The 25,641-nt window shown below is 68.4% G+C and carries 25 protein-coding genes; 16 read left to right on the top strand and 9 right to left on the bottom strand.

Annotated features, from left to right (window positions below; all coding sequences use genetic code 11):
• Nucleotide 1: 1 nt before the first annotated feature.
• Nucleotides 2-916, bottom strand: coding sequence for a hypothetical protein (locus ASD37_RS01390; RefSeq protein ID WP_156720681.1), 915 nt, complete (start codon nucleotides 914-916; stop codon nucleotides 2-4).
• A gap of 234 nt (nucleotides 917-1,150) precedes the next feature.
• Here ASD37_RS01390 and ASD37_RS01385 point away from each other — a divergent pair, with 234 nt between their 5' ends.
• The 8 genes from ASD37_RS01385 to upp all read left to right on the top strand — a co-directional run bounded on the left by ASD37_RS01385 (nucleotide 1,151) and on the right by upp (nucleotide 9,352).
• Entirely contained in the window at nucleotides 1,151-1,591 is a 441-nt protein-coding gene (locus ASD37_RS01385) for a Fur family transcriptional regulator (protein ID WP_056549617.1), read from the top strand.
• 46 nt (nucleotides 1,592-1,637) lie between these two features.
• A complete protein-coding gene (gene katG / locus ASD37_RS01380) occupies nucleotides 1,638-3,863 on the top strand; it encodes a catalase/peroxidase HPI (protein ID WP_056546967.1) in 2,226 nt (741 codons plus the stop codon).
• A 75-nt stretch (nucleotides 3,864-3,938) separates the two neighbouring features.
• Nucleotides 3,939-4,547: a class I SAM-dependent methyltransferase gene (locus ASD37_RS01375; RefSeq protein WP_056546964.1), complete on the top strand. Its 609-nt coding sequence runs from the start codon at nucleotides 3,939-3,941 to the stop codon at nucleotides 4,545-4,547.
• 177 nt (nucleotides 4,548-4,724) lie between these two features.
• Nucleotides 4,725-5,690, top strand: a complete 966-nt coding sequence (locus ASD37_RS01370) for a quinone oxidoreductase (protein WP_056546961.1) — start codon at nucleotides 4,725-4,727, stop codon at nucleotides 5,688-5,690.
• Between the two features lie 76 nt (nucleotides 5,691-5,766).
• The gene (locus ASD37_RS01365; protein ID WP_056546958.1) at nucleotides 5,767-6,150 is read left to right on the top strand and encodes a VOC family protein; all 384 of its coding nucleotides are present in this window, start codon (nucleotides 5,767-5,769) and stop codon (nucleotides 6,148-6,150) included.
• A 91-nt stretch (nucleotides 6,151-6,241) separates the two neighbouring features.
• Complete coding sequence (locus ASD37_RS01360) at nucleotides 6,242-7,477, top strand: GTP cyclohydrolase II (RefSeq protein ID WP_056546954.1); 1,236 nt, start codon at nucleotides 6,242-6,244, stop codon at nucleotides 7,475-7,477.
• Nucleotides 7,474-8,706, top strand: a complete 1,233-nt coding sequence (locus ASD37_RS01355) for a URC4/urg3 family protein (protein ID WP_056546951.1) — start codon at nucleotides 7,474-7,476, stop codon at nucleotides 8,704-8,706. Before ASD37_RS01360 ends, ASD37_RS01355 begins: the two co-directional genes overlap by 4 nt.
• A 16-nt stretch (nucleotides 8,707-8,722) precedes the next feature.
• A complete protein-coding gene (gene upp / locus ASD37_RS01350) occupies nucleotides 8,723-9,352 on the top strand; it encodes a uracil phosphoribosyltransferase (RefSeq protein ID WP_056549615.1) in 630 nt (209 codons plus the stop codon).
• Here upp and ASD37_RS01345 read toward each other — a convergent pair whose 3' ends face one another.
• Both ASD37_RS01345 and ASD37_RS01340 read right to left on the bottom strand, forming a co-directional pair.
• A complete protein-coding gene (locus tag ASD37_RS01345) occupies nucleotides 9,353-10,060 on the bottom strand; it encodes a GDSL lipase (protein ID WP_056546947.1) in 708 nt (235 codons plus the stop codon).
• Complete coding sequence (locus ASD37_RS01340; RefSeq protein WP_082569890.1) at nucleotides 10,060-11,331, bottom strand: acyltransferase; 1,272 nt, start codon at nucleotides 11,329-11,331, stop codon at nucleotides 10,060-10,062. The genes ASD37_RS01345 and ASD37_RS01340 overlap by 1 nt, the downstream gene beginning before the upstream one ends.
• Before the next feature lie 268 nt (nucleotides 11,332-11,599).
• On the opposite strand from ASD37_RS01340, the gene ASD37_RS01335 reads away from it, so the two are divergent.
• Nucleotides 11,600-12,031: a Rieske (2Fe-2S) protein gene (locus ASD37_RS01335; protein ID WP_056546942.1), complete on the top strand. Its 432-nt coding sequence runs from the start codon at nucleotides 11,600-11,602 to the stop codon at nucleotides 12,029-12,031.
• Between the two features lie 60 nt (nucleotides 12,032-12,091).
• On the opposite strand, the gene ASD37_RS01330 is transcribed toward ASD37_RS01335, so the two are convergent.
• A complete protein-coding gene (locus ASD37_RS01330; RefSeq protein WP_056546938.1) occupies nucleotides 12,092-12,679 on the bottom strand; it encodes a M15 family metallopeptidase in 588 nt (195 codons plus the stop codon).
• Between the two features lie 64 nt (nucleotides 12,680-12,743).
• Here ASD37_RS01330 and ASD37_RS01325 point away from each other — a divergent pair, with 64 nt between their 5' ends.
• Entirely contained in the window at nucleotides 12,744-13,880 is a 1,137-nt protein-coding gene (locus ASD37_RS01325) for an alkaline phosphatase family protein (protein ID WP_056549613.1), read from the top strand.
• 10 nt (nucleotides 13,881-13,890) lie between these two features.
• Entirely contained in the window at nucleotides 13,891-14,637 is a 747-nt protein-coding gene (gene yaaA, locus ASD37_RS01320) for a peroxide stress protein YaaA (RefSeq protein WP_056546933.1), read from the top strand.
• Nucleotides 14,638-14,670: 33 nt separating this feature from the next.
• Here yaaA and ASD37_RS01315 read toward each other — a convergent pair whose 3' ends face one another.
• The gene (locus tag ASD37_RS01315) at nucleotides 14,671-15,078 is read right to left on the bottom strand and encodes a VOC family protein (RefSeq protein WP_056546930.1); all 408 of its coding nucleotides are present in this window, start codon (nucleotides 15,076-15,078) and stop codon (nucleotides 14,671-14,673) included.
• Nucleotides 15,079-15,155: 77 nt separating this feature from the next.
• On the opposite strand from ASD37_RS01315, the gene ASD37_RS01310 reads away from it, so the two are divergent.
• From ASD37_RS01310 to ASD37_RS01300, 3 genes are all read left to right on the top strand, one after another.
• On the top strand, nucleotides 15,156-15,395 hold the full coding sequence (locus ASD37_RS01310; protein ID WP_056546926.1) for a hypothetical protein: 240 nt from the start codon (nucleotides 15,156-15,158) through the stop codon (nucleotides 15,393-15,395).
• A 170-nt stretch (nucleotides 15,396-15,565) separates the two neighbouring features.
• Nucleotides 15,566-16,558 carry a TerC family protein gene (locus ASD37_RS01305; protein ID WP_056546924.1) on the top strand — a complete coding sequence of 331 codons (993 nt, stop codon included), beginning with the start codon at nucleotides 15,566-15,568 and terminating at the stop codon, nucleotides 16,556-16,558.
• A 44-nt stretch (nucleotides 16,559-16,602) separates the two neighbouring features.
• Nucleotides 16,603-18,063: an amidase gene (locus ASD37_RS01300; RefSeq protein WP_056546921.1), complete on the top strand. Its 1,461-nt coding sequence runs from the start codon at nucleotides 16,603-16,605 to the stop codon at nucleotides 18,061-18,063.
• Here ASD37_RS01300 and ASD37_RS01295 read toward each other — a convergent pair.
• Nucleotides 18,006-19,631: an ATP-binding protein gene (locus tag ASD37_RS01295; protein WP_082569889.1), complete on the bottom strand. Its 1,626-nt coding sequence runs from the start codon at nucleotides 19,629-19,631 to the stop codon at nucleotides 18,006-18,008. The genes ASD37_RS01300 and ASD37_RS01295 overlap by 58 nt on opposite strands.
• Nucleotides 19,632-19,753: 122 nt before the next feature.
• Here ASD37_RS01295 and ASD37_RS01290 point away from each other — a divergent pair, with 122 nt between their 5' ends.
• Nucleotides 19,754-20,107: a response regulator transcription factor gene (locus tag ASD37_RS01290; protein ID WP_056546918.1), complete on the top strand. Its 354-nt coding sequence runs from the start codon at nucleotides 19,754-19,756 to the stop codon at nucleotides 20,105-20,107.
• Nucleotides 20,108-20,114: 7 nt separating this feature from the next.
• On the opposite strand, the gene ASD37_RS01285 is transcribed toward ASD37_RS01290, so the two are convergent.
• Nucleotides 20,115-20,768, bottom strand: a complete 654-nt coding sequence (locus ASD37_RS01285; RefSeq protein ID WP_056546915.1) for a response regulator transcription factor — start codon at nucleotides 20,766-20,768, stop codon at nucleotides 20,115-20,117.
• A 113-nt stretch (nucleotides 20,769-20,881) separates the two neighbouring features.
• On the opposite strand from ASD37_RS01285, the gene ASD37_RS01280 reads away from it, so the two are divergent.
• A complete protein-coding gene (locus ASD37_RS01280; protein WP_056549604.1) occupies nucleotides 20,882-21,799 on the top strand; it encodes an alpha/beta fold hydrolase in 918 nt (305 codons plus the stop codon).
• Nucleotides 21,800-21,805: 6 nt separating this feature from the next.
• On the opposite strand, the gene ASD37_RS01275 is transcribed toward ASD37_RS01280, so the two are convergent.
• Together ASD37_RS01275 and ASD37_RS01270 are read right to left on the bottom strand one after the other, a co-directional pair.
• Entirely contained in the window at nucleotides 21,806-23,029 is a 1,224-nt protein-coding gene (locus tag ASD37_RS01275; protein ID WP_056546912.1) for a S9 family peptidase, read from the bottom strand.
• Nucleotides 23,030-23,163: 134 nt separating this feature from the next.
• A complete protein-coding gene (locus ASD37_RS01270; protein ID WP_056546910.1) occupies nucleotides 23,164-25,632 on the bottom strand; it encodes an FAD-dependent oxidoreductase in 2,469 nt (822 codons plus the stop codon).
• Nucleotides 25,633-25,641: the final 9 nt, after the last annotated feature.

Genomic DNA, 25,641 nt, shown 5'->3' with positions numbered 1-25,641 from the left:
GTCAGCCGAAGAAACCGTGCGAACCCGACTGCCCCGGGGTGGCGCGACCGCCGTCCTTTGGGCGTGGCGGAGGGGGCGGCGGCGTCGCACTCATCGGCGCTCGAGTCACGTTCTGCTGCGGCTTCTTGGGTGGGTCGGGCGTCTGGTAACTGGGCTGGTACTGCCGGGAGACGACCGGCGGGGCGACCTCCGCAGGCGGTGGCGGCGGAGGTGGTGGAGCGAGTACCGGAGGCGGCAAGGGAGCTCCCGTGGACACCACGGGGGCAGACGTCGACGGGGCCGGTGGCGCGGAGGATTCGCTGGGTGCCACGGGTGACGACCCGTCGCCGGCCGGGCTGCGCAGGACCAAGACGACGACGCCGACGACGGCCGCGACCCCCACGAGGGCCGCGGCGGCAATCAGCACTGCCCGCTTCGGAAACGGCGCGCTGGCCGACGTCGACTTGAAGTCCCATGCCCCGCTGTTGACCAGGCGGGACTGCCGCGACGACGGGGCGGCAGCGCGGACGAATCCGTTGCGCCGCGTCGGCACCACGTTCAGCGACGCGGCCACGGACACGGGCTCCGGACGTTCGTCGGCCCGGGCGGGGGGCGCCTCTTCGGGTTCGGCGGACTCGACGAGGTTCATGTCCGCGACGAGCCAGCGGTCGGTGTCGGGGTCGGAATCGTCCTCGATCGCGGGTGGATAAACCTGGCGGGGCGGGGCTGGTGGGGCCGGACGTGGCGGTGCCGGCGGTGGTGGTGGCGCCGGACGTGGCGGTGGCGGCGGGGCCGACCGAGGCGGTGCCGGGGCCTGGCGCGGCGGGGCAGGCTGTAGCGGGGGTGGCGGTGTTTCGTCGACCGGCTGCGCCGCGCCGAACCACCCGTCGTCGGCGTCGTCGAATCCGTATTCGGCGCCCAAATCCCGAACCGTCATTCGACCATGCTACCGCGTGTGACGTGCAGGAAGAGCGCTCGTTTCGGCGCTCGCCCGAATCTTCCTGCGCGTCAACGCACCTCGACGCCCTCAGGTCGACGGGATAGTCCGTCGACGTTGCCGGACGCAGCGGATCGGCCCGCGAACCCGGCGGCGACGCGATCGAGATGAACACTCGGCGCGTCTTTTGCGAATTCTTGACCGATTCCAGAAAAGACCGGCATAGTGGTCCGCGTGACATCACCGGACTACGCGGAGCAGCTGCGCCATGCAGGCCTTCGCGTGACCCGGCCACGTGTCGCGGTACTCGGGGCGGTGTGCGAGCACCCGCACGCCGACACGGAGACGATCTTCGACTCCGTTCGCACAGGTCTGCCGGAAGTGTCTCGCCAGACCGCGTACGACGTGTTGGCGGCCCTGACCAGCGCGGGATTGGTACGCCGGATTCAGCCATCCGGCTCCGTTGCCCGCTACGAGTCACGGGTCGACGACAACCATCACCACGTCGTGTGTCGATCGTGCGGCGTCATCGCCGACGTCGACTGCGCCGTTGGCGACGCTCCCTGCCTGACCCCGTCCGACGGCAGCGGCCTTCTCGAGGGCTTCTCCGTCGACGAGGCCGAGGTCATCTATTGGGGACTGTGCCCCGAATGCTCCACCGCACCAACAGTTTGATCCGTTCCACTTCTCAATCGAACAGCCCCGAACGAAAAGGAACCCCATGGCCGAAGGCAAGACTCCGAACGCCGAAGTCGGAGAAATGAACGAGTCGAGCATCGAGGGCCAGTGCCCCATGCGCGCTCCCTACCCCACCGAGAGCGCCAGGACCAACGAAAGTTGGTGGCCCAAGAAGCTCAACCTGCGGATCCTGGCCAAGAACCCCGTTGAGGTCGACCCGTTCGGTGGCACCTTCGACTACGCCGCGGCGTTCGGCACCCTTGACTTGGCAACGGTGAAGAGTGACATCGAAGCCGTTCTCACCACCTCTCAGGACTGGTGGCCCGCCGACTTCGGTCACTACGGTCCGCTCATGGTCCGGATGGCCTGGCACAGCGCGGGCACCTACCGCGTCAGTGACGGTCGCGGTGGCGCGGGCGCCGGTCAGCAGCGCTTCGCCCCCCTGAACAGCTGGCCCGACAACGGCAACCTGGACAAGGCGCGCCGGCTGCTCTGGCCCGTCAAGAAGAAGTACGGCAAGAACCTGTCCTGGGCCGACCTGATCGTGCTCACCGGCAACGTCGCACTGGAGTCCATGGGCTTCGAGACCTTCGGCTTCGCAGGCGGCCGGGCCGACGTGTGGGAGCCCGAGGACGACGTCTACTGGGGCCCCGAGACCGAATGGCTCGGCGACGCCCGCTACACCGGCAAGCGTGACCTCGAAAGCCCGCTCGCCGCAGTCCAGATGGGCCTGATCTACGTCAATCCCGAAGGCCCCAACGGACATCCGGACCCGCTGGCCGCCGCGGTCGACATTCGCGAGACCTTCGGCCGGATGGCGATGAACGACGAAGAGACCGTCGCACTGATCGCGGGCGGTCACACCTTCGGCAAGACGCACGGCGCAGGCGATCCCGACGCCTACGTCGGCCCGGAACCCGAAGGCGCGCCGTTGGAGCAGCAGGGCCTCGGCTGGAAGCAGTCGTTGGGCAACGGCAAGGGTGCCAACGTGATCACCTCCGGCATCGAGGTCATCTGGACCCAGAAGCCGACGGAGTGGACGAACCTCTTCTTCGACAACCTGTTTGGGTTCGAATGGGAGCTGGAGAAGAGCCCCGCGGGCGCCAACCAGTGGGTGGCCAAGGATGCTCCCGAGTCGGCCTACGTGCCCGGCCCGGAGGCGACGTCGGAGAAGCGCAAGCCGACGATGCTCACCACCGACCTCGCGTTGCGCTTGGACCCGATCTACGGTCCGATCTCCAAGCGCTTCCACGAGAACCCCGACCAGTTCGCCGACGCGTTCGCCCGCGCCTGGTTCAAGCTGACGCACCGCGACATGGGACCGATCCAGCGCTACCTCGGCCCCGAGGTTCCCTCGGAGACCCTGGACTGGCAGGACCCGATCCCGACCGGCCAGAGCCAGCTCTCCACCGAGGACGTCGCCAAGCTCAAGGGTGACATCTTGGCGTCGGGTCTGACTGTCCCGCAGCTCGTTTCGACCGCATGGGCGTCCGCGTCGACGTTCCGCGGCAGCGACAAGCGCGGCGGAGCCAACGGCGGCCGCATCCGGCTGCTGCCGCAGTCGTCGTGGGAGGTCAACAACCCCGACGAGCTCGCCCAGGTGATCCGCACGCTGGAGGGCATCCAGTCCTCCTTCGGCGCATCCGCCCCAGAGAAGTCGGTGTCGTTCGCCGATCTCGTCGTGTTGGGCGGGGTCGCGGCAGTCGAGAAGGCCGCGGCCGACGCCGGGGTCTCCGTCTCGGTGCCGTTCACCCCGGGCCGCGGTGACGCCACCCAGGAGTGGACGGACGAAGAGTCGTTCGCCCACATGGAGCCGAAGACCGACGGGTTCCGCAACTACCTCGGCAAGGGCAGCCTGCCTGCGGAGTACCTGCTGGTCGACCGGGCCAACCTGCTCACCCTGACCGCGCCGGAGCTGACGGTCCTCGTCGGCGGACTGCGCGTCCTCGGAGCGAACTGGGACGGGTCGAAGCACGGCGTCTTCACCGATCGGGTGGGGACGTTGACCAACGACTTCTTCGCCAACCTGCTCGACATCGACGTCACCTGGAAGGCGACCGACGACTCGTCGAACACCTTCGAGGGACGCGACGCGTCGGGCAGCGTGAAGTACACCGGAACGCGGGCCGACCTCGTGTTCGGGTCGAACTCCGAACTGCGCGCCGTCGCCGAGGTCTACGCCAGCGACGACGCCAAGGAGAAGTTCGTCACCGACTTCGTCGCGGCCTGGGCCAAGGTCATGGACCTCGACCGGTACGACCTCGTCTAAGCCACCTCTGCAGCCCCAAGGACACCCCGCGAACCCTCACCGGATCGCGGGGTGTTCTTGCGTCAGAATGGCGTGATGGGTACCCGATGGCAGGACACGGACGCGCCACGCGGCGACAGCTACGACCAGCGGTGGACGCAGCTCGCCGAGTCGGGCGGGAGCATCCACGGCGAGGCGGACTTCGTCGACGGCCTGCTGGGGCAGCCGGGCGGACGGCGGATCCTCGACGCCGGATGCGGCACCGGCCGGGTCGCCATCGAATTGGCCCGTCGCGGGCACTCGGTGATCGGCGTCGACGCCGACCTCGACATGCTCGACACCGCGCGCACCAAGGCCCCCGACCTCAGCTGGATACACGCCGACCTGGCGGACCTCGGCGCGCACTCGACCGAGACGTTCGATCTGGTGCTGCTCGCGGGCAACGTAATGATCTATCTCGCCCCGGGAACCGAGGAACGCGTCATGGCTGAGCTGGCCGACCGGCTCGCTCCCGGCGGACTTCTGGTTGCCGGCTTCTCGATTCGACCCGGCCGGCTGCCGCTGGCGGAGTACGACCACGTCGCCGCGGGCGCAGGGCTGGAGTCCGTGGACCGCTTTGCGACGTGGGACCGCGAGCCGTACGACGGTGGCGACTACGCGGTGTCGGTGCACCGCCGAGCGGGTGCGGCAGGGCCGACGACGTAGACCCCCATCGGTCTACGTCGCGCCGCCTGCGTAAAGGAAGTGTCGACCTGTGGAGGCGAAATCGTTGATCTGGGTGTTCCCCGCACCCATGGCGCACGGCAGGTCTTTGGGCTTGCGGGTCCATTTTTCCGAGCGCACGGTGATGGGAGCAGACGGTCTCCGGAGAGGACGGAATCGATGAAGGCAATCGTGATGAACGGTACGGGTGGTCGCGAGATGCTCGAGTACGTCGAGCGGCCCGAGCCCGAGGCCGGTCGGGGCGAGGCGTTGGTCGAGATCGCCTACGCCGGAGTCAACTTCATGGACGTGGGCGTGCGACAGGGCATGGCGTGGAACGATCCCAATCCCAAGATCCTCGGCGTCGAGGGCGCGGGCCGCGTCCTGGCCGTGGGAGACGGAGTCGACGGCGTCACGCCAGGCCAACGCGTCGCCTGGGTCTACGCACCGGGAAGCTATGCCGAACGGATCGCCGTTCCGACGACGTCGCTGGTGCCGATTCCCGACACCGTCGACGACCGCACCGCCGCGTCGGTGATGATGCAGGGCCTGACCGCAAGCCATTTCGCCACCGACTTCTACCCGGTGCAACCCGGCGACGTCGCCCTCGTCCACGCGGCGGCGGGCGGAGTGGGACTGCTGCTGACCCAGATCATCACGATGCGCGGCGGTTCGGTCATCGGACGGGTCTCGTCGCAGGCGAAGGTCGCCGCCGCCAAGGACGCGGGCGCCGACCACGTGATCGTCGACGCGAGTGGTCGATTCGCCGAGGAGGCGCTGCGACTCACCGGCGGCGACGGGGTAGACGTCGTCTACGACGGATCCGGACCGACGACCTTTCAGGGGTCACTCGACGTGCTGCGACGCTCGGGCACGCTCTGCTGGTACGGCCCGGTGCTGGGCGGCCCGGGATTGATCGACGTCACGAGCCTGCCGAGGAGCGTCAAGATCGGCTATGCGACCTACTACGACCACGTTCACACCCCGGCCCTGCTGCAGGCACGCACGGCGCAACTGTTCGACTGGCTAGCCGAAGGTCGGCTCACCGTGCGGGTCGGCGGCGAGTATCCCCTCGTCGACGCAGCACAGGCGCATGCCGACATCGAAAGCCGTGGCACCGTCGGCAAGCTGCTGCTCGTCCCGTGAGCTTCGGTCGCATTTAGCGCACGCGACCTGGGGCGGTGTCGGTGCATTGTCGCCCCGCCTCGTTAGAGTCGCCGGCGTGACGTCTGGCTCCCCCGCATTGCGCATCGGATCGGTGTCCGTCGACTGCCCCGACCCTGGCGCTCTCGCGGACTTCTACGCCGAACTGTTCGGCATGACGCGAATCGTCGAATCACCCGACGGCAGCGTCGTCGCCATCTCCGATGGCACCCACACGCTGGCGATGATGAAGGTCGACGGCTACGTCGCGCCGACCTGGCCCGAACCCGGGCAAGGCCAGCAAATGCACTTCGACGTCTCGGTTCCCGACCTCGACGCCGCCGAGGCACGCGCGCTGGCCGTCGGAGCCCGGCTCGCCGAGCACCAACCGGCACCCGATCTGTGGCGGGTGCTCCTCGACCCGGCCGGGCATCCCTTCTGCCTGACCACCTTCGGCGCGTAGCGGCCGACACCCGGCGTCGCGTGCGGCACATCGCTATGCTGGCGCATTCCAGCGGCCCGATGGCCGGACGTTCGACCCCCGAGGAGCGAGCATGGTCGCGCACATCCGGCTGACCTCGCACAGCGGCGGGGTGGGCGCCCTGCCCATCACGTGGGACGCGCCGACCGCCACCGAGCGCGGACCGGTCATCGGCACCACCACCAAGCGCGCGCACCGCAACGTGATCGGCACCCACAGCGGCTCCTACGGCGTGTACCGCGCGCTCGCCGTCGCCGCGGGGGCGCTGTCGCGGGAGCACAAGGCCGACCTCACCAACACCTCACCCACCGACGTCGTCGGCCCGTACCCGCAGTGGAGCGAGCCGGGCAAGATCGTCAGCCTCGACCCGTGGGGGGCGATGGTCGCCGACGTGTTCGCCGACGAACTGGCCGCCGGTCACGACATGCGCCCGTCGATCGCCATCACCAAGGCCCACGTCATCCTGCCCGAGGTCGTCGACGCCGTGCAGAAGGGCCGGCTCGTCCCCGACGGTCGCGTATTGCTTGCGAGCGGCGCCGCGTTGGTCACCAAGGCCGCGATCGAACCGGTCTGGTACCTGCCCGGCGTGGCACGACGATTTGGCTGCACCGAAACCGACTTGCGCAGGGCGCTTTTCGAGGAAACCGGGGGAATGTACCCGGAGCTCGTCACGCGATCCGATCTCGAGGTCTTCCTTCCGCCGATCGGCGGCCAGACCGTCTACGTGTTCGGTGCGACCAAGGATCTGGCGGACCCGTCTGTCGAGCTGACCGCGCGGGTGCACGACGAGTGCAACGGTTCGGACGTCTTCGGGTCCGACATCTGTACCTGTAGGCCGTATCTCACCCACGCCATCGAGGAGTGCATCCTCGGCGCGCAGCGCGGCGGAGTGGGACTGGTGTCCTACTCTCGCAAGGAGGGGCGCGCACTCGGCGAGGTCACCAAGTTCCTGGTCTACAACGCACGCAAGCGGCAGGTCGGCGGCGACACGGCCGACCAGTACTTCGCCCGCACGGAATGCGTTGCCGGCGTTCAGGACATGCGTTTCCAGGAGCTCATGCCCGACGTCCTGCACTGGCTGGGCGTTCGCAAGATTCACCGGCTCGTCTCGATGAGCAACATGAAGTACGACGCCATCACCGGATCGGGCATCGAGGTCGGCGAGCGCGTCAACATTCCCGACGAGCTGGTGCCCGCCGACGCTCGCGTCGAGATCGACGCCAAGATGGCCGCGGGCTACTTCACCCCCGGCCCGGTACCGGACGCCGAAGACCTCAAGAACTCGAAGGGCCGCGGGTTGGGCGGATGAGCGCCGCCGAGGCCGACGGGGCAGCGGCTCTGCTGCGCACCACCACCGCCGTCCGGGACCGGGCCGGTTTTCTGTTGGGGCGGGCGCGCGCCGGCGAATCGCCGTGGTTCGTCGTGGACGACGAGTCGACACCGGTGGCGGTGGCCGAAGTGGTCGCCGTGACGCGACACCGATACCCCGACCTGAACATTCCGTTCCACAGCCGGTGGCGCCACTTCGAAGCCGGCGGGGTCGACCGCAAGGCAGAACTCGACGCCCGGCTCGAGGCACTGAATCCGGCCGGCCGAGCCCGCGCCATGATCGACCTCGCGGTGGTCAGCGTGCTGCTCGACGCGGGCGCAGGCCCCGACTGGCACTACGACGAGGCCGCCAGCGGACTACGGTTCGACCGTTCCGAGGGACTCGGCATCGCCTCCTGGAACGCATTCGCCGACGGGGTGTTCTCCTCCGACCCCGGTGCACCACTACGGGTCGACGCCGAGGGACTGCGGACCTTGACCCCGGCGCGGCTGGCCGAGGCGTTCCAGATCGCCAAGGACAACCCGCTGGTCGGCGTCGACGGCCGGGTGGAACTTCTGCACCGTTTGGGTTCGGCGCTCGTCGCGCGGCCCGAGGTGTTCGGTCCACTCGGGCGGCCGGGAGGGCTGTTCGACCGACTGCTCCCCCAACACGGCCCCGCAACGGTCACCGCCCACGACATCCTGTCCCAGCTGCTCGAGTCACTGTCGGGAATCTGGCTGGCGGACAACGCAATCGGCGACCAGCGACTGGGCGACTGCTGGCCTCACCCCGCCGTCCCCGGGCCCGGCCTCACCGCGGGGTGGATGCCGTTTCACAAACTGTCGCAGTGGTTGACCTACTCGCTGCTCGAACCGTTCGGCTGGGCAGGCGTCCAGGTCCAGGGGCTCGACGCGTTGACCGCACTCCCCGAGTACCGCAACGGCGGGCTGCTGCTGGACACCGGCGTGCTCCAACTTCGCGACCCGGGATGGCTCGACACCGCGTGGGCAGTCGACGACGAACTGGTGGTCGAATGGCGCGCGTTGACGGTCGCCCTCCTCGACGAGCTGGCCCCGCTGGTACGCGCCGAACTGGAAGTCGACGCGAATCGAATGCCGTTGGCGTGCGTGCTGGAGGGTGGCACCTGGGCCGCGGGACGCGCGCTGGCGCAACGCCTGCGCGGCGGGCTGCCACCGTTGACCGTCGTCAGCGACGGCACCGTCTTCTAGGGGAATGAGTTCGCACATGACGTCGCTACACCTGGTCGACCACCCGCTGGTCCAGCACAAGCTGACATTGTTGCGCCGAAAGGACTCCTCCACCAAGACCTTTCGTCAACTGGTCAACGAGATCGCTGCGCTGGTGGCCTACGAGGTACTTCGGGACATCCCGCTGCACGACATCGAGATCGAAACGCCGCTGGAGACGATGACCGGCCGGGTCATCGACGGCAAGAAGCTGGTCTTCGTCTCGATCCTTCGGGCGGGCACCGGCATCCTCGACGGCATGCTCAGCGTCGTGCCCGGTGCGCGCGTCGGACACATCGGCCTCTACCGCGACCCCAAGACGCTGGTGGCCGTCGAGTACTACTTCAAGATGCCGGGAGACCTCGAGGAGCGTGACGTCGTGATCGTCGACCCCATGCTCGCCACGGGCAATTCGGCAATCGCCGCGGTCGACCGTCTCAAGGAATGCGCGCCGAAGTCGATCAAGTTCGTTTGCCTGCTGACCTGCCCGGAGGGGGTGGCCGCCATGCAGGAGGCACATCCCGACGTCCCGATCTACACCGCCGCCGTCGACCGCCAACTCGACGAGCACGGGTACATACTGCCGGGGCTCGGAGACGCGGGTGACCGCATCTTCGGCACCAAGTAGTCAGACCCGGCGGGGCAGCTGGTCACCGATCAGCGGCGCGATCTTGTCGGCCATGTAGGCATGTCCGGCATTGGTCGGATGGACGCCGTCCGGTCCGATGAGATCCGGCCGGTCCACGAACCACCGCTCGGCGATCGGATCGATGAACGTCGCACCCGCGAGCATCGACTGGAACGACAGGATGTCGCGGATCTGCAGTACCGCGGGCGGCACGTCCGCCGTCGGCCACGGCGGCCCGATCACCAGCAGCCGGGCGGTCGGCGCGATGTTGCGGGCCAGCGAGAGCGAGCTGAAGACCTGGCCGTTGAGTGCGTTCGGGTCGACACCCTGATCGTTGCGGGACCCGTAGAACACCACGACCGAGTCGTCGGGCTTCACGGCCCGCGGGGTGAGGTCGACGAACAGGTTGCCCTGATCGCCTCGGACGCCGTAACCGGCCCGGCCCTCGGCCGCGACGTCGGCGTTGACCTGCATGCCCCTGCGCGCCAACGTCTTCCAGGCGAGCACGGGCCACGCATTGGGGCCCTGGCCGCCGATGGCGGTGCCGTTGGTGTACGAATCGCCGATGACCGCGACCCGCATCACCGGCGTCCCCGCCGTCGTGGCGTCGTAGGGCGTCGTGCGGACCGACGGGGCGTTCAGCAGCACCCCGACGAGCAGGGTCACCGACAGGACGAACGTGACCAACCGACTAGCTAAGACCTGCATCAACCCGCCTGGACTCGGAGTGTCGTGGTGCGATCCTCGAGTGGGCCCCGAATCAACGGGGGCTCGGGGGCTTCCGGCTCGGGGGGATCGGGATCGGGCGAATCGGCCTGCGGCGTGTGCTCGAGGTCCACCGGCGGTCTGCGCTCACCGACCATCCTGCGCATCCACATCCGGGCGGGCTCCTCAACGAAGTGGAACAGCAGAACCGCCAGGATCGCCGCGACCAGGATCAGGCCCGCGAAGACGAGCTTCGCGCCGATGCTGGGCTCCATCGTGATCTTGTATTGCGCCATGATCCACAGCCAGGCGGTGTGGACCAGTTCGTGAACCATGTACAGCCCGAACGAGACCTGCCCGCCGTAGACCATCAGCCTGGTCGACAGGAGCGCAGGCAGCGTGCCAGAACCGATGGACAGAGTGACCACCAGCGGCAGGAACAGCACGTCGACGAGGCCGAAGTCGTCGCGGATGTTGGGCACCGGATGGCCGTCGAACCAGTAGAGGGCCCCGACGATGGCGGCCAGCAGGACCACCGACGCGACGCCGGCGCCGCTGCGGGCCCGGTCGGTTGGTCTCATCTTTCGCACGGCTGCGCACGCCAGCGCGCCCGCGGTGAACTGAAGGACGATGCGCGGCAGCCAGCTCCACGGCGTGTAGAACTGTCCACCCGACCCGACCAGGAGCATCAGCGGCGGCAGCGTGGCGGCGAAGGCAAGCAGCAGCAGACCCCGCACGCTCGTCGCCCGCGCGATCCGGAAGATCACCAGCACCAGCAACCCGAACAGCAGGTACGCCAACCACTCCGCGCTGATCGACCACGCCGGGCCGTCCCAGCTGGAGAAGTCGAAGAACGGCTGGACCCACAACTGCACCATGACCAGCTGGCGCAGGTAGTTCATCGCGGTCAGGGAGGCCGCCTCCGGCGACGGGAAGTCACCGTAGAGGAGCGTGAAGATGATCCACAGCGCCGCGAGGTGCATCGTCACCAGGTACAGCGGCCACACCCTCGCCAGCCGCAGCCACAGGAAGTGCATGGTGGCCTTCGTCGACCACTTGTCACCCATCCGCTCCAGATAGTTCCAGGTCAGGACGAAGCCGCTGAGAATGAAGAAGAGGTCGACGCCCTGGGCGCCGCAGTCCAGGATCGGCTTGAGCGAGTCGTAGAGCGGGGGCGACGCCATCTGCAGCAGGGGCCGGAAGTGGAACAGCACCACCCAGAGGGCGGCAACGATGCGCAGGCCGGACAAGGCCTTGATTTCTCCGGTGCGCACAACACTCTTTCCGTTATTCGGGCCGGTCGGTTCGCGTGTCATCCGCGCCGTTGCGTCAGCTGCCGTGCGGTCTCCGAACCTGCTGTCGGCTCCTGGCAGGGTAACAGCGCGACCTTGGCGGAGGCATGTCCGCAACGCTGTGCGATCGCTGTGACGAGGCGCCACTTTCCGGTTCCGCGTCGGCTGCCAGCTTCGGGGGCCACAATTCGGTCAGGACTCTGCGCAGCCCCGCAGGGCCCCGGCTCCCACCCTGGAGGATTCCCTCGTCATGCTCGAACACGTTCGTCCACCGCGCAGAGCGGTCATCGTCGGCGCCGGCCTCGGTGCACTGGCCACCGCCGCTGCGGCCTGTAGCTCCAGCGACAAGTCACCAGCTCCGGAATCAGCGTCCTCGGCCGCGGCTCCGGCGAGCGCACCGGCGTCGGGCGCCCTGACGAAGACGGTCGACGTGCCGGTCGGCTCGGGTGTCATCGTCGGCGACACGGTGATCACCCAACCGACGACGGGCGTCTTCAAGGGCTTCTCCACGGTCTGCCCACACGCCGGCTGCAACGTCAACGCGATCACCGACGGAAAGATCATCTGTCCGTGTCACAAGAGTGAGTTCAACCTCGACGGCACGGTCGCCCAGGGCCCGGCGAAGAAACCGCTGGAGACGAAGGCCGTCACCGTACAGGGCGAGTCGATCGTGGCCGGCTGAGGGCGAGCGAAGCGACGGGGGGAAGGCTGAGGCGAGCGAAGCGACGGGGGAAGGTCCTGCCTACCCGGCGGCGTTGGGCCGCAACGGCGGGCAGGTGCCCGAGGCGTCCACGGCGAGCTCGAAGTGCCAGATCTCGTTGGCGTAGATCTGGCACAGCCCGAACCGCGAGCCGTTGGCGATCATCCACTGGTCGGCGACGACGGGGCCGACGTCGACCGCCTTGCCGAACACGTGCATCGACTTCTCCGGCGACGCCACGAACTGCGCCGCCAGGTCGGCGTTGCCGTAGGTGGTCACGGCCTGGTCGAACAGCCGCTGCTGGAAGCCCTTGGACCGCCAGCCCGAGGTGAGCTGCACGTCGACGCCCTCGGCCGCAGCGGCCGTGGCGGCATCCTGAATCGCCGTGAGAAGCAACGGCTCGAGAAATTCGACGGCGGGGTTCTTCACGTCGAACGGTGAGATCAGCTGGCCGTCGGGAATCGATCCACCCGTCGTGTCGACTGCTCCGGTGCCGATCGACAGCGGTTCGACGGCGACGGCAGGCCCAGGCGGCGGTGCGGCGGTCTGTGGTGCCGCGGTGCTGCAACTCATCAGCATGGCGCTCAGCCCGACGGCAGTCACCACCGATCCGCTCACCCCCTGACGCATGGGAAGAGCGTATTCGTCGTGGACGGCAACTCTCGCCCCGGCGCCTGTGGCAGGCTCTGACGTCGTGGACATACCGCGCCCGGACCCCGGTCTCCCCCACCTCGCCGACGTCGTCCCCTCGGTGCTCTCGGCGCTTGGCGCGCCCGACTTCGATCGTCGAATTCCGCTGCGCGATGGCCTTTCCGGGGCGTGCGTGTTGTTGATCGACGGGCTCGGCGCGGAGTTGCTCGACGCCCATGCCACCGACGCGCCCGTCCTGGCCGGGCTCCGCGGGCAGACGCTGAGCGTCGGCTTCCCTGCGACGACGGCGGCCGGGCTGGCGGCGGTCGGCACCGGATGCCGCAGCGGCGAACACGGCATGGTCGGCTACACCTTCCGGCTGGGTGACGCCGGCGTGGTCAACGCACTGCAGTGGCGCAGGCACCCGTGGGGTGAGGATCTGCGCGACGCGCAGCCACCCGAGCGGGTCCAACCACTCCCGACGACGTTCGAGCGGGCCGCGGCGACGGGTTTCGCGGTGAGCGTGGTGTCCAACGCGCAGTTCGCCGATTCCGGGTTGACCCGCGCGGTGCTGCGGGGTGGCCGCTACGTCGGCGTGCAGGGGCTCGGTGATCTGGCCGCGGGCGTGCAGCACGCCGTCGCCGCCGGCGGCTTTTGCTACGGCTACCACGGCGACCTCGACCTCATCGGCCACCTGCACGGCCCCGGTTCCCTGCCATGGCGGATGCAGCTGCGTCAGGTCGACCGACTGGTCGAATCGGTCGTCGAAAGCCTGCCGCCCGGCGGGGTGTTGGCCGTCGTCGCGGACCACGGGATGGTCGCCGTTGGCGACGACGACCGGGTGGACCTCGACGGGAACGAGGCGTTGCTCGCCGGTGTGAGCGCCGTCGGAGGGGAAGCGCGCGCCAGGCACGTCTACACCGTCGACGGCGCCGCGGACGCGGTCCTCGCGGCCTGGCGGGAGACCCTTGGCGACCGCGCCTGGGTGGTGTCCCGGGACGAGGCGATCGCCGCAGGCTGGTTCGGCGAGCGCGTCGCCGATCGCGTGCTGGAGCGCATCGGCGACGTGGTGGCGGCGGCCCGCGACTCCGCGGTGATGGTGCGCCGCACCGTGGAGCCCGTCGAATCGGGGCTCATCGGACACCACGGCTCGCTGACCGCCGCCGAGCAGCGTGTCCCCCTGCTGCTGGCGTACGGCTAGTCTCGTCGCCGTGATCGTGCTGCTGCCGCCGTCGGAGACCAAACGGGACGGAGGCGACGGCCCGCCGCTGCACCTGGATTCGCTGAGCTCACCGGAGTTGGGCTCCCTTCGTGCCGCGCTGGTCGACGAACTGGTCGACCTGGCCGCCGACCGCCCCGCGGCCCGTCGTGCACTCGGGATCTCCGCCTCCCAGGACAGTGAGATCGACCGCAACGCCGCACTTCGGAGCGCACCGACCATGCCGGCCGTCGAGCGGTACACCGGGGTCCTCTACGACGCCCTCGACATCGAATCCCTCAGTGGCGCAGCCGCTTCGCGGGCCCGGTCGCGCCTCGCCGTCGGCTCGGCACTGTTCGGACTCGTCCGCGCGGGCGACGCCGTCCCCGCCTACCGGTTGTCAGCGGGCTCGAAGCTGCCCAGCGGCGCGACGCTGGCGGCCAGGTGGCGGCCCGTCCTGGAACCCGTGTTGGCCCGACTGGCGCAGGACGAGCTGGTCGTCGACTTGAGGTCGGGCTCCTATGCCGCATTGGGCAGGTTGCCGGGCGCGGTCGACGTCGACGTGGTCGCCGAGCACGCCGACGGGCGGCGGACCGTCGTCAGCCACTTCAACAAGGCGCACAAGGGCAGGTTGGCTCGGGTGCTGGCGTCCAGCAGGGCCGAACCGGGCGACGCGGCGGCGGTGGCCACCTTGGCCCGTCGCGCAGGCATGCGCGTCGAGCGCACGGGCAACGAGCTCATCGTCGTGGTGCCGGCCTGAGACGGCTACGCGACGGTCATCGCGAACATCGGATCAGAGCGTGCCGAAGAATTCGATGGAGTTTCCGTCCGGGTCGGCGATGAACATCCAGCCCATCCCCGGCACCGGAACGAATTCGGTCGGCGCCTCGACGATCTCGTAGCCGGCGGCCTCCACCTTCGCGGCGAGATCCCGAAGGTTGCGCACGCCGACGGTGAAGTATCTGAGCCCGGCCTGCGCCCGACCGCCACCCGCAGCCGCGGGCAGGGGTGGTGGCGTGTTGTAGGTGACGAGCTTGATGACGCTTCCGCCGAGGGTGTATCGCCGTTGAGTTCCGTCGGTGAAGTCGATCTCGCCCTGGGGTTCCAGACCGAGGAACCCTTCGTAGAATTCGACCATCGCCTCGACGTTCGTGGTGACGAGACCGATTTCGACGCCGGGGCTGAGCAAGTCCAGGATCACGGGCTCAATGTAGGGCCATTCCAGCCACGGGCGCGGGAGAATGGTTCGCGGTGCGGCGCGGGGAGGGAGATCACCAGGTGGAGACGTTCATCGCGTACGTCAAGATTCAGGCGTTCGTGTTCCTTTGCGGCATCGTCGGCCCGATCTTCCTGATCGTGTACTTCTCCATTCAGCCCGAGCAGGACTCGCGGTGGCTGTACTGGATGGGGCTCTTCATCACCGCGGCGGACGTTCTGATCGCCCTCGCGATCACGGATTCGTCCGCCCGTGCGGACAAGGCGCTTCGGAAGTCCACACCGGTCGACACGCGCGGCTGATTTCCCGTCCTGACAGTCGTCTGACAGACTGACACGCGAGGGGAGTATTCCTTCGCTACGGTGTCGTCATCACGTTGTCCAAAGCTGGGCAGCCGGTGCCGTGGATCGCACCAGGTGTGCGGTGGCAGAGACCTCGGCCGTAGAACTACGTCCGGAGGCAGTCTCAGCCCATGCAGGTCACCCAAATCGAATGGATCGTCACGCTCGGCGTGACCCTGGCGGTCCTCTTGTTCGACATCATCTTCATCGCCCGCAATCCCCATGAGCCGACGTTCAAGGAATGCGCGATCGCGCTTAGCTTCTACGTGGGTCTGGCGATCGCGTTCGGCGTCTGGGTCACGTACTTCCACGGCACCCAGTTCGGGGTGGAGTTCTTCGCCGGCTGGCTGACCGAATACAGCCTGTCCGTGGACAACCTGTTCATCTTCCTGATCATCATGGCGAGCTTCAAGGTGCCCAGGAAGTATCAGCAGGAAGCACTGCTGATCGGCATCATCCTGGCGCTGATCTTCCGCGGCATCTTCATCGCGCTCGGCGCCGTCGCGATCAACCAGTTCTCCTGGATCTTCTACGTCTTCGGCGCGTTCCTGGTCTACACCGCGATCACGCTGGTCCGCGACACCGACCACGACGACGACGCCGAGAACGGCGTGGTGAAGTTCGCGCGCAAGCACCTGACGCTCACCGACAAGTGGGACGGGCTCAAGCTGTGGATCAAGGAGGACGGCAAGCGTCTGATGACGCCGATGTTCCTCGTGATCGTCGCGCTCGGCACCACCGACCTGCTGTTCGCGCTTGACTCGATTCCCGCGATCTACGGGCTCACCAAGGAGCCCTACATCGTGTTCACCGCGAACGTGTTCGCCCTGATGGGCCTGCGCCAGCTGTACTTCCTGCTCGGCGACATGCTCAAGCGCCTCGTGTACCTGTCCCAGGGCTTGGCGTTCATCCTGGCCTTCATCGGCGTCAAGCTGGTGCTGCACGCCCTGCACGAGAACGAGCTGCCCTTCATCAACGGTGGCGAACACGTCGCGGTGCCGGAGATTCCAACCCTGGCCAGCCTCGGCGTCATCATCGTGACCCTCGTCATCACCACCGCCGCGAGCCTCTACAAGACCCGCGTGGTGGACAAGAAGCCCGAGGCGGCTGACGAGCCCAGCTAGCGCCGAGTTGCCGAAACCGATGCCAGCGTTCAAGATCCGAGCCAATGGACACGCAACAGGCTCGTGAGCTGGCATCGGTCGACGCACTCGGTCAAGCGGAGCTCGCCGCGTCAGGTGAGCTGACGGCCGTCGAACTACTCGACGCCGCGATCACCCGGCTCGACGCGGCCCGCGGACTCAACGCCGTCGTCGCCGACCTCTTCGACAGAGGTCGGCGGCAGGCCGCCGCACTCGACGACTCCGGTGCCCTGCGCACCGGAGAGGCCGGGCCGCTGGCCGGAGTTCCGTTCCTGCTCAAGGATCTTGGCGCCTCGCTGGCGGGCGCGCCCGAGGTGATGGGCTCGCGCGCGTTGAAGGGTTACGTGCCGAAGGAGTCGTCCTGGGTCGTCGAGCGGTACCTGGACGCCGGCCTGGTCGTGTTCGGCAAGACCAACACCCCCGAGTGGGGCAACCACTGCACCACCGAGCCGTTGGTGTTCGGCCCCACGGTGAATCCATGGTCGCCGGATGTCACCCCCGGCGGCTCCAGTGGCGGTTCGGCGGCAGCGGTCGCGGCGGGCGTCGTGCCCGCGGCATCCGGCGGCGACGGCACCGGGTCCATCCGGGTACCGGCGTCGTGCTGCGGGCTGGTCGGTCTCAAGCCACGGCGCGGCCGCAGCTCGTTCGCCCCGGACGGGGGCCAGGGAATGGAGGGACTGGTCAACGGGCACGCACTGACCCGCACCGTCCGCGACAGCGCCGCGCTCCTCGACGCGATCACCGGATCCGCCACCGGCGATCCGTACACCGCCCCGCGTCCCGACACCACCTTCCTGGCCGCAATCACTCAGCAGCCGAACGGCATTCGCATCCTGACCACCACGGACTCGCCGTTCCCCGGCGAGCCGACGCATCACGAGGTGGTCGCCGCCGTCGAGGCAGCTGCCAACACCCTCGCCGCCCTCGGACATCACGTCGACCAGGGCCAGCCCACGTTCGACCCGGACGCGGTCGCCGATGCAATCGCCGTGCTGCACACCGTCAGCAACGCGCAGTTGCACGCATTCGGCAAGCAGGTGCTCGGCCGCGAACCCAACGAAGACGACTTCGAGCCAAGCAGTTGGGTGATGATGCGCGAGGGCTTCACCACGACGGGCGTCGCGTACGCCGAGGCCGTCGGCGCCGTGCACGCGCAGACGCGTCGCTTCGCCGCCGGGATGGCCGCCCACGACGTGCTTCTGGTGCCCACGCTGCTGACTCCCCCACCCCCGTACGGGCTGCTCAACCAGCCGCGCGGAACGACGAGGGCGTTCTTCGACGTCGAGTTCGCGACGACCGGCTGGACGACGATGGCCAATGTGACTGGCTGGGCGGCCATTTCGCTTCCGCTCGGAATGACGTCGACCGGCCTGCCGATCGGAGTCCAACTAATGGCACCCGACGAGACCGTCCTGCTACGACTGGCCGCTCAGCTCGAGACGGCGACGCCCTGGTCGGGCCGGCGACCCGGTGGCTGGGTCGGCTGACCGACCACCGCACGTTCCGGTTCGTCGGCGGCGGCCACCGGGATGCTTGCCGTCAGCGTCGTGCCCTCGCCGACGGGGCTGGAGACCTCGAGTCGGCCCGACACCGCCTCGACCCGGTCACGGAGTCCGATGATCCCGGATCCGCCGCCGGCCGAGGTGGCTCCCCCGACGCCGTCGTCACTGACTTCGATGAACAACGCGTCTCCGATCAAACCCACCCGGATGGTGATGCCGGAAGCGTTGGCGTGCTTCGCGGCATTCGTCATCGCCTCGGCGACCACGTAGTACGCGGCCACCTCGACGGGTTCGGGGAATCGCCTGTCGAGGTCGACCCGCACACTGGCCGGGACCACCGAACGGCGGCCGAGCGCCCGAAGCGCCGGGCCGAGGCCACCCTTCGACAGGATGGCGGGATGGATGCCGCGCGACAGCTCTTGGAGGTTGGTGTACAGGTCGGCAAGGCCGTTGATGACGTTGTCGAGTTGCTTGCGGACGGTGAGGTCGGCCGGCGGCACGGACGCTTCGATGGTGCGCAGGCCGAGCCCCAGCGCCACGATCCGCTGCTGTGCGCCGTCGTGCAGATCGCGTTCGAACCCCCGCCTGGCCTGGTCGGCCGCCGCCACGACGCGCGCCCGGGACGCCTTCAACTCGGCCTTGGTCTCCGCGTTGGAGATCGCGGTTGCGACGAGGTCGGCGAAGTCGCAGACGCGTTCCTCGGTGCCGTCGGGCATGGGCCCGGATTTCACCGAACCGACCATCAGCGCGCCCCTGGGCTTGCCGTCGACGGTGACGGGAGCGCCTGCGCCCGAGCCCAATCCGAGCCCACGCATGCGAACGGCGATGGTGCCCGTCAGCTCCGAGTAGTCGTCGATGCGGGCGGTGCTGCCGGTGTCCCGGATTCGGCTGGTGATGCTGTCACCGTCGATCGGCAGCCGCTCCCCCACCTCGAGCATCTCCCGGCCCGGCCTGTCGTGTGCCGCCAGCACGGTGCAGGTGTCGTCGGCGTCGAAGCGGACGAGCGTCACGTGGTCGACGTCGAGGCCGCGCGCCAACTCGGTGACCGTGACCGGATACACCGCCGCCGGTTCTGCTCCACGGGCAACCAGGGTCGCCACCCGTCGCAACGCCTCCTGCTGGGTGGCCAGGGCGGCGGCCTCACGGCGGCGCTGCTCGGCTTCCAAGGCCCGTAGTCGCGCCTGGCCGGCGAGCACGTTGGCCAGCAGCGCCACGGGTAGGAAGACGGTCAGCGCGGCGGTCACGCCGTCGAGGTGGAACGACAAATAGACCAGAGCGCTGGCGATCGACGTGGCGATCGCCAAGCCAAAGCCCCATCCCGCGGAGATGACGAGCACGCCGAGCAGGAAGATCGCCCCAAAGGCGTTCTCTGGGGCCACTCTGGTCAGATAGAGCACCACCAACGTCTCGGCCGCGAGGAAGGTCGCGGACACCACGATTCCCCAGCCCAGCGGCCGCGCGGTCGGGCGCAGGAACAACGTGAGGAGGCGGCTGCGGACAACGCCAAACCAGCCTTCCTGCTGGTGGTCGGCTGTCGAAAGTCGCTCGTTCATCGCACCGGATGCTATGCCCTCACAGGAAACTTTGCGTTCACAGGGAAGTTTCCGGCTAGCAGCAATGCCGGGCGGGTACCCACCTGACAAGCTCGACTCATGATGTTCTCCAGGGGTGCGCAATGCGTTGTTTGATCGTCGACGACAGTGCCGACTTCCGTGACGCCGCGACCGACATGCTCGGCCGCGCGGGAATCGACGTCGTAGGCGTGGCGTGCACGGCCGAGGAAGCCTTGGCCCGATACGCGGATCTGCATCCGGACGTCACCCTCGTCGACGTCGAACTGGGCGGCGAGAGCGGATTCGACGTCGTCGAGCAGTTACACGACGCGGACGATCCTGCGCCGTCGGTCATCCTCATCTCGACGCACTCCGAGCAGGACTACGCCGAGATGATCGCCGAGAGTTCGGCGCTTGGCTTCCTGGCGAAGTTCGCGCTCTCACCGAACGCGATCAGGGGCATGCTGGCTCGGTGATCTGAGGTCACAGCGAGTCGAGGTACATGATCACCGCTCGGACCCGACGGTGCTCGTCATGGGTCTCGGGCAGGTTCAGCTTCGTCAGGATGCTGCGCACGTGCTTCTCGACCGTGCCCTCGGTCACCCAAATGCGGCCCGCGATACCCGAATTCGACAGGCCCTCGGCCATCAAGGTCAGGACCTCGCGCTCGCGGGTGCTCAACGCCTCCAACGGGTCGTCGCGCCGGCGGGCCGACACCAGTTCCTGAACCAGCGCGGGGTCGATGACGGACGCGCCGGCCGCGATCCGGCCCGCGGTCTCGACGAAGTCGTCGACGTTGGTGATGCGGCTCTTCAGCAGGTAGCCGACCGAGTGGCCGCCGGCCAGCAGCTCCATGGCGTGTTCGACGTCGACGTGCGCCGACAGCACCAGAATCGCGATGTCGGGCCACTGTTCGCGGATGGACTTCGCGGCGTCGAGGCCCTCGGTGTCGTGCGACGGCGGCATCCGGATATCGGTCAACACCAACCCCGGCTGACGGTCGCGGACCATGTCGAGCAGCTCGACGGCGTTGCCCGCCTGACCGACCACGTCGAACCCCGATCGGGTCAACAGGCTGGCCAGTCCCTCACGAAGGAGGACGTCGTCGTCGGCCACTACCACGCGCACAGCATTCATCAAGGTTGATTCTTGCACCCCGTGCCCGCTCGCCGCACTCCACGCCGTGCGCGGTGCCGAAACCGCGGGCCGTGGCAAACTTCCGCCCGAAACCCGCGTGCGACACTCTGCTGATGGTTCCGTCAATTGCACGTCCCAAGCTGGAGGGCAACGTCGCCGTCGGGGACGATCGCCAGATCGGATTCGCCGAGTTCGGTGATCCGCTGGGTCGCGCCGTCTTCTGGCTGCACGGCACTCCCGGCGCCCGCCGCCAGATTCCCGTCGAGGCGCGGGTCTACGCGGAGCGCAACCACATCCGGCTGATCGGCGTCGACCGACCCGGCATCGGCTCGTCGACCCCGTTCCAGTACGAGAACGTGCTGGCGTTCGCCGACGATCTCCGCACCATCGCCGACGTCCTCGGCATCGACAAGATGGCGATCATCGGTCTGTCGGGAGGTGGGCCCTACACGCTGGCGTGTGCTGCGGCGATGCCCGACCGCGTCGTGACCGTCGGCGTGCTCGGCGGCGTCGCGCCGACCGTCGGTCCCGAGCGCATCGGTGGCGGTGCGATGGGACTGGGCTCGGCGATGGCGCCGCTCATGCCGCTCATCGGGCTGCCGCTGCGGCTGGCGGCCGTCAGCCTGCTCCGGCTGGCCAAGCCCTTCGCCGATTGGGGCATCGACGCCTACGGGCGGGTGTCGCCCATCGGTGACCGGCAGCTGCTGGCCCGCCCGGAATTCAAGGCGATGTTCCTCGACGACCTGCTCAACGGGAGCCGCAAGCAGATGGCGGCGCCGTTCGCCGACGTCGTCGTCTTCGCACGGGACTGGGGCTTCCGCCTCGACGAGGTGAAGGTGCCGGTGCGCTGGTGGCACGGCGACAAGGACCACATCATCCCGTTCGCGCACGGCGAGCACGTGGTCGCCCTGCTGCCCGACGCCGAGCTGTACACGCTGCCGGGCGAGAGCCACCTCGCCGGGCTTGGGTACGCCCAGGAAATCCTCGACCGCCTGATGGCGTTGTGGGACGACCTCGAGCGGGGCGTCTGACCCGGCCTACTCGGTGGGGGCCTGGGCGCGCCCGAGAATGCGGTCGATCCAGTCGAAGGCGTAACCCTCGAACAGGGTGCTGCCCAAGCCCTCACAGTGCCCGCCCGCACCTTCGGCCTCGCTGAACGTCGTCAAGCGCCGCTCGCACCTCAGCTTCTCGAACAGCAGCTCACCCTGCGCCGCGAAGTCGCCTTCGCCCTCTGTGAGCAGAGTCGGGCACTTGATCTTGCCCGCGGCGTCCTCCAACGTGAAGGTCAACTGCTTGCGGAGGAAGTCACCGACGGTGGCCGTCCCCATCGCCGCCATGCGCGACCCGTACCACTCGACGTTGCGTGCGCCGTCGACCGCCTTCTCGAGTTCGGCGTCGAGCTCGACGTCATGCGCGAGCAGCCGCCCCAGGAAGTCGTCGGCGTCGTCGTGACCCAGGCTCTGGGCGAATGCGCCGATCCGCGACGCGAAGTCGTACTGGCCGGGATCGGCCACCAGCGCGGCCACCCTCGACTCGAACGCCGTCGCCCGTGGCCCGAGGTACCCGCCGAACGAGCGGCCCATCACGATGATCGCGTGCGGGTGGACGCCGTCCTGTTGAAGCAGCCAGTCGAAGGCTCCGGCGAACGGCACCTCGAAGTCGGGACGGAAGGTACGCCGATGCTCGTAGAGGGTGCCACCCTGCCCGGGCCCTTCGAAGACGAAGAAGTTGTACCCACGCGGCAGCGCCATGTAGCCGGTGGACACGTAACCCGCCTCGGCGGTCGAGTCGAATCCGCACGGCGCCAGGATCGTCGGCCGCGGCGTGTCGGCGTCCGCGGGCCGAAAGAGGTACCCGGTCATCGTCACGCCGTCGTACGGGATCTCGACGGTCGTGGTGTGGCAGTCGAGCAGTGGCAGCGCCGCACGGAAGGCGAGGCGATGCCTGCGCCAGGCCTCCTGCAGTCGCTCGTCGTCGATGTCGTGGCGGATGAAGAAGAACGCTTGCCGCCAATATTCGGATGCGCGCAGGAAGGCCTTGCGGGCCGTCACGACGTGACCGCCCCGCAATGCCTCCTCAGCCAGCGTGTTGGCCACCTCGGCGGTCGCCGACCATTCGGAGTACCAGGAGTCGTAGTCTCCGTCGACCACCCGGCCGGCGGTCGTCATGACCTCGCCAAGGTCGGCGGCGTTGGCCGAGACGGCGATCATCGTTCGCCCGAGCTGGGCGTCCATCTCCGTGTCGTCGAGCAGTATCTTCACGAGCGGTTCATTCCCATCTGATGACCTTCGTCGGGAGTACCCATCTTCAGACCGTCCAACTGACGATCCCGTGAGCCCGTCCCGGCACCGGCGACGAGCCTATCGTCGGCAGCGCGTTGGGCGTCGTCCATCCCTCAGCGAATCCTGGTGTTGGACGGGTCGTATACGGGCTTGAGGGACACGGTGACCGGGTGCAACACCCCGCCGACGTTGACCTGGTAGTCGCCGGCGTCCACCCACTGGGCGTCGACCTTCTCCTGGTCACCGGACCGGACGTAGGCGAGGCCGACGCATGCACCCGTCGTCTGCGCCCACGCCGCGGAGGTCACCTGGCCGGCGACCTCGCCGTTGCGCAGGATCAGTTCACCGCCCCAGAGCATGGCGTCGGGCTCGTCGACGCGGAAGCCGACCACCCGGCGCCGCGGACCGTCGGCCTTGGTTTTCTCGACGGCCTTCTCGAGCGCAGCGCGACCCAGGAAGTCGACGTCAGTCGCGAGCTTGCAGGCGAACAGCAGCCCGGCCTCGACCGGATTGTCGCCAGGTGTCAGCTCGCGTCCGAACGCTCGGTAGCCCTTCTCCAGCCTCAACGATTCGATCGCGTAGTAGCCGCCGCGGACCACCCCGAACTCGGCGCCGGCGGCCATCAGATCCTCGTACACCCCGACCGCGAACTCGGTGGGAACGTACAGCTCCCAGCCGAGCTCCCCCACGTAGGTGATGCGGGTGGCGCGAACGGTGGAGTAGCCCAGGCTGATTCGCTGGCTGGTGCCGAACGGGAACGCCTCGTCGCCGAGGTCGGCGTCGGTCAGGGTGGCCAGCAGGTCCCGCGACCGGGGACCCATCACGCCGAACACCGCGAGCGACGACGTGACGTCCACCAGTTGAGCTCGCGTGCCGGCGGGCAGGTTCCGCGCGATGTGGTCCTTGTCCCGTTCGGTCGTGGCGGCGCTGCTGACGATGAGGAATTCGTCGGCGGCGGTACGGGTGACGGTGACGTCGGCCTCGTAACAGCCGCGGTCGTTGAGCATGCCGGTGTAGACGCACGACCCCACGTCGACGGCCATGTCGGCGGTGCACAGCCACTGCAGCGCAGCTTCGGCGTCGGGCCCGGCGAGGAGGTACTTCGAGAAGGACGTCTGGTCGAAGACCGCGACCGCGGTGCGGGTGGCGACCTGTTCGGCGGCGGAGTACGGAAGCCAGTTCTGCTTGCCCCAGGAGTACTCGATGGTGGGTTCGACGCCCTCGGGGGCGAAGAAGTTGGCCCGCTCCCAACCCATCCGGCTGCCGAAGTTGGCTCCTGCGGCGACGAGGAGGTGGTGCACCGGCGAGCGACGGAACGGCCGCGCCGTCGTCATTTCCCGGTTGGGCCAGGGGATTTCGTAGTGCAGTCCGAGCACCTCGGACACCCGGTCGTGCAGCCACCTGGTGTTTCCGTTGAACGGCGCAAACCGGCGCACGTCGACGCTGGTGAGGTCCGTCGTCGGCGAACCGTTCACGATCCATTCGGCCAGCGCGCGGCCCGCCCCGCCGGCTGAGGCGATGCCGACGGAGTTGAAGCCCGCGGCGACGAAGAAGTTGGCCACCTCCGGCGCCTCACCGAGGATGAACTGGTTGTCGGGGGTGAAACTCTCCGGCCCGTTGTACAGCTTCTTGAGCCCGGTCTCCTCGAGCACCGGGATCCGCAGCAGGGCGTTGTCCATCAGGATCTGGAAGTGGTCCCAATCCTCTTCCAGCAGTTGGAATTCGAAGGGGTACGGGATGGCGTCCGGGCTGACCCACGGCTTGGCTTCCGGCTCGAAGCCGCCGATGACGAGACCGCCGACCTCCTCCTTGAAGTAGGTGTAGCCGTCGGGGTCCCGCAGGATCGGCATGTCCGGGTGCACGCCGACGATGGGCTCGGTGACGACGTAGAAGTGCTCGGCCGAGTGCAGCGGGACGTTCACGCCCGCCAGCGAGCCGATCTGCTTGGCCCACTGGCCCGCGCAGTTGACGACGATCTCGGCCTCGACGTCTCCGAGATCCGTCCGCACCCCGGTGACCCTGCCGCCTTCGGTGTTCACGCCGACGACCCTGGTGCGCTCCATGATTCGAGCACCCCGCATTCGAGCGCCCTTGGCCAGCGCCTGGGTCAGATCGGACGGATTCGCCTTGCCGTCGGCCGGCAACCAGATGGCCCCGACGAGGTCGTCGATGCGGATCACCGGGTAGTGCTCGAGCGCCTCCAGCGGGGTGAGCAGCTCGCACTCCAGGTCGAACGCCGCGGCATTGGCGGCGGTGCGGCGCAACTGGATCATCCGGTCCTCGGTGCGTGCCACAGTCACCCCGCCGCACTGCTTGTAGCCCGCCGTCAGCCCGGTCTCGGCTTCGAGCTCCCGGTAGAGCTCCGTCGAGTACTGCACCAGCCGGGTGCCGCTTTCCGTGGCGCGCAGCTGACCCACCAGACCCGCGGCGTGCCAGGTGGTTCCGCACGACAACTGGCCCTGCTCGAGCAGCAACACGTCGGTGATGCCGAGCTTGGTCAGGTGATAGGCCACGCTGGTGCCGATCACACCGCCGCCGATCACCACTACCCTGGCGCGACTGGGCAAGGTGTTGTCGCTCATCGGTTCGTC

Origin of the sequence: Mycobacterium sp. Root135 (assembly GCF_001426545.1) — a bacterium.
Lineage (GTDB): Bacteria > Actinomycetota > Actinomycetes > Mycobacteriales > Mycobacteriaceae > Mycobacterium.
Note: the sequence above shows the minus strand (reverse complement) of the source record. Positions and strands in the feature narration are given on the sequence as shown.

Bases quoted from the DNA above. Each gene is read 5' to 3' on its own strand.
- ASD37_RS01305 (WP_056546924.1), top strand. From the start codon at position 15,566: ATGCAGGTCACCCAAATCGAATGGATCGTCACGCTCGGCGTGACCCTG.
- ASD37_RS01300 (WP_056546921.1), top strand. From the start codon at position 16,603: ATGGACACGCAACAGGCTCGTGAGCTGGCATCGGTCGACGCACTCGGT.
- ASD37_RS01285 (WP_056546915.1), bottom strand. From the start codon at position 20,768: ATGAATGCTGTGCGCGTGGTAGTGGCCGACGACGACGTCCTCCTTCGT.
- ASD37_RS01345 (WP_056546947.1), bottom strand. From the start codon at position 10,060: ATGCAGGTCTTAGCTAGTCGGTTGGTCACGTTCGTCCTGTCGGTGACC.
- ASD37_RS01375 (WP_056546964.1), top strand. From the start codon at position 3,939: ATGGGTACCCGATGGCAGGACACGGACGCGCCACGCGGCGACAGCTAC.
- upp (WP_056549615.1), top strand. From the start codon at position 8,723: ATGACGTCGCTACACCTGGTCGACCACCCGCTGGTCCAGCACAAGCTG.
- ASD37_RS01280 (WP_056549604.1), top strand. From the start codon at position 20,882: ATGGTTCCGTCAATTGCACGTCCCAAGCTGGAGGGCAACGTCGCCGTC.
- ASD37_RS01335 (WP_056546942.1), top strand. From the start codon at position 11,600: ATGCTCGAACACGTTCGTCCACCGCGCAGAGCGGTCATCGTCGGCGCC.
- ASD37_RS01270 (WP_056546910.1), bottom strand. From the start codon at position 25,632: ATGAGCGACAACACCTTGCCCAGTCGCGCCAGGGTAGTGGTGATCGGC.
- ASD37_RS01295 (WP_082569889.1), bottom strand. From the start codon at position 19,631: ATGAACGAGCGACTTTCGACAGCCGACCACCAGCAGGAAGGCTGGTTT.
- ASD37_RS01390 (WP_156720681.1), bottom strand. From the start codon at position 916: ATGACGGTTCGGGATTTGGGCGCCGAATACGGATTCGACGACGCCGAC.
- katG (WP_056546967.1), top strand. From the start codon at position 1,638: ATGGCCGAAGGCAAGACTCCGAACGCCGAAGTCGGAGAAATGAACGAG.
- ASD37_RS01290 (WP_056546918.1), top strand. From the start codon at position 19,754: ATGCGTTGTTTGATCGTCGACGACAGTGCCGACTTCCGTGACGCCGCG.
- ASD37_RS01370 (WP_056546961.1), top strand. From the start codon at position 4,725: ATGAAGGCAATCGTGATGAACGGTACGGGTGGTCGCGAGATGCTCGAG.
- ASD37_RS01355 (WP_056546951.1), top strand. From the start codon at position 7,474: ATGAGCGCCGCCGAGGCCGACGGGGCAGCGGCTCTGCTGCGCACCACC.
- ASD37_RS01330 (WP_056546938.1), bottom strand. From the start codon at position 12,679: ATGCGTCAGGGGGTGAGCGGATCGGTGGTGACTGCCGTCGGGCTGAGC.
- ASD37_RS01360 (WP_056546954.1), top strand. From the start codon at position 6,242: ATGGTCGCGCACATCCGGCTGACCTCGCACAGCGGCGGGGTGGGCGCC.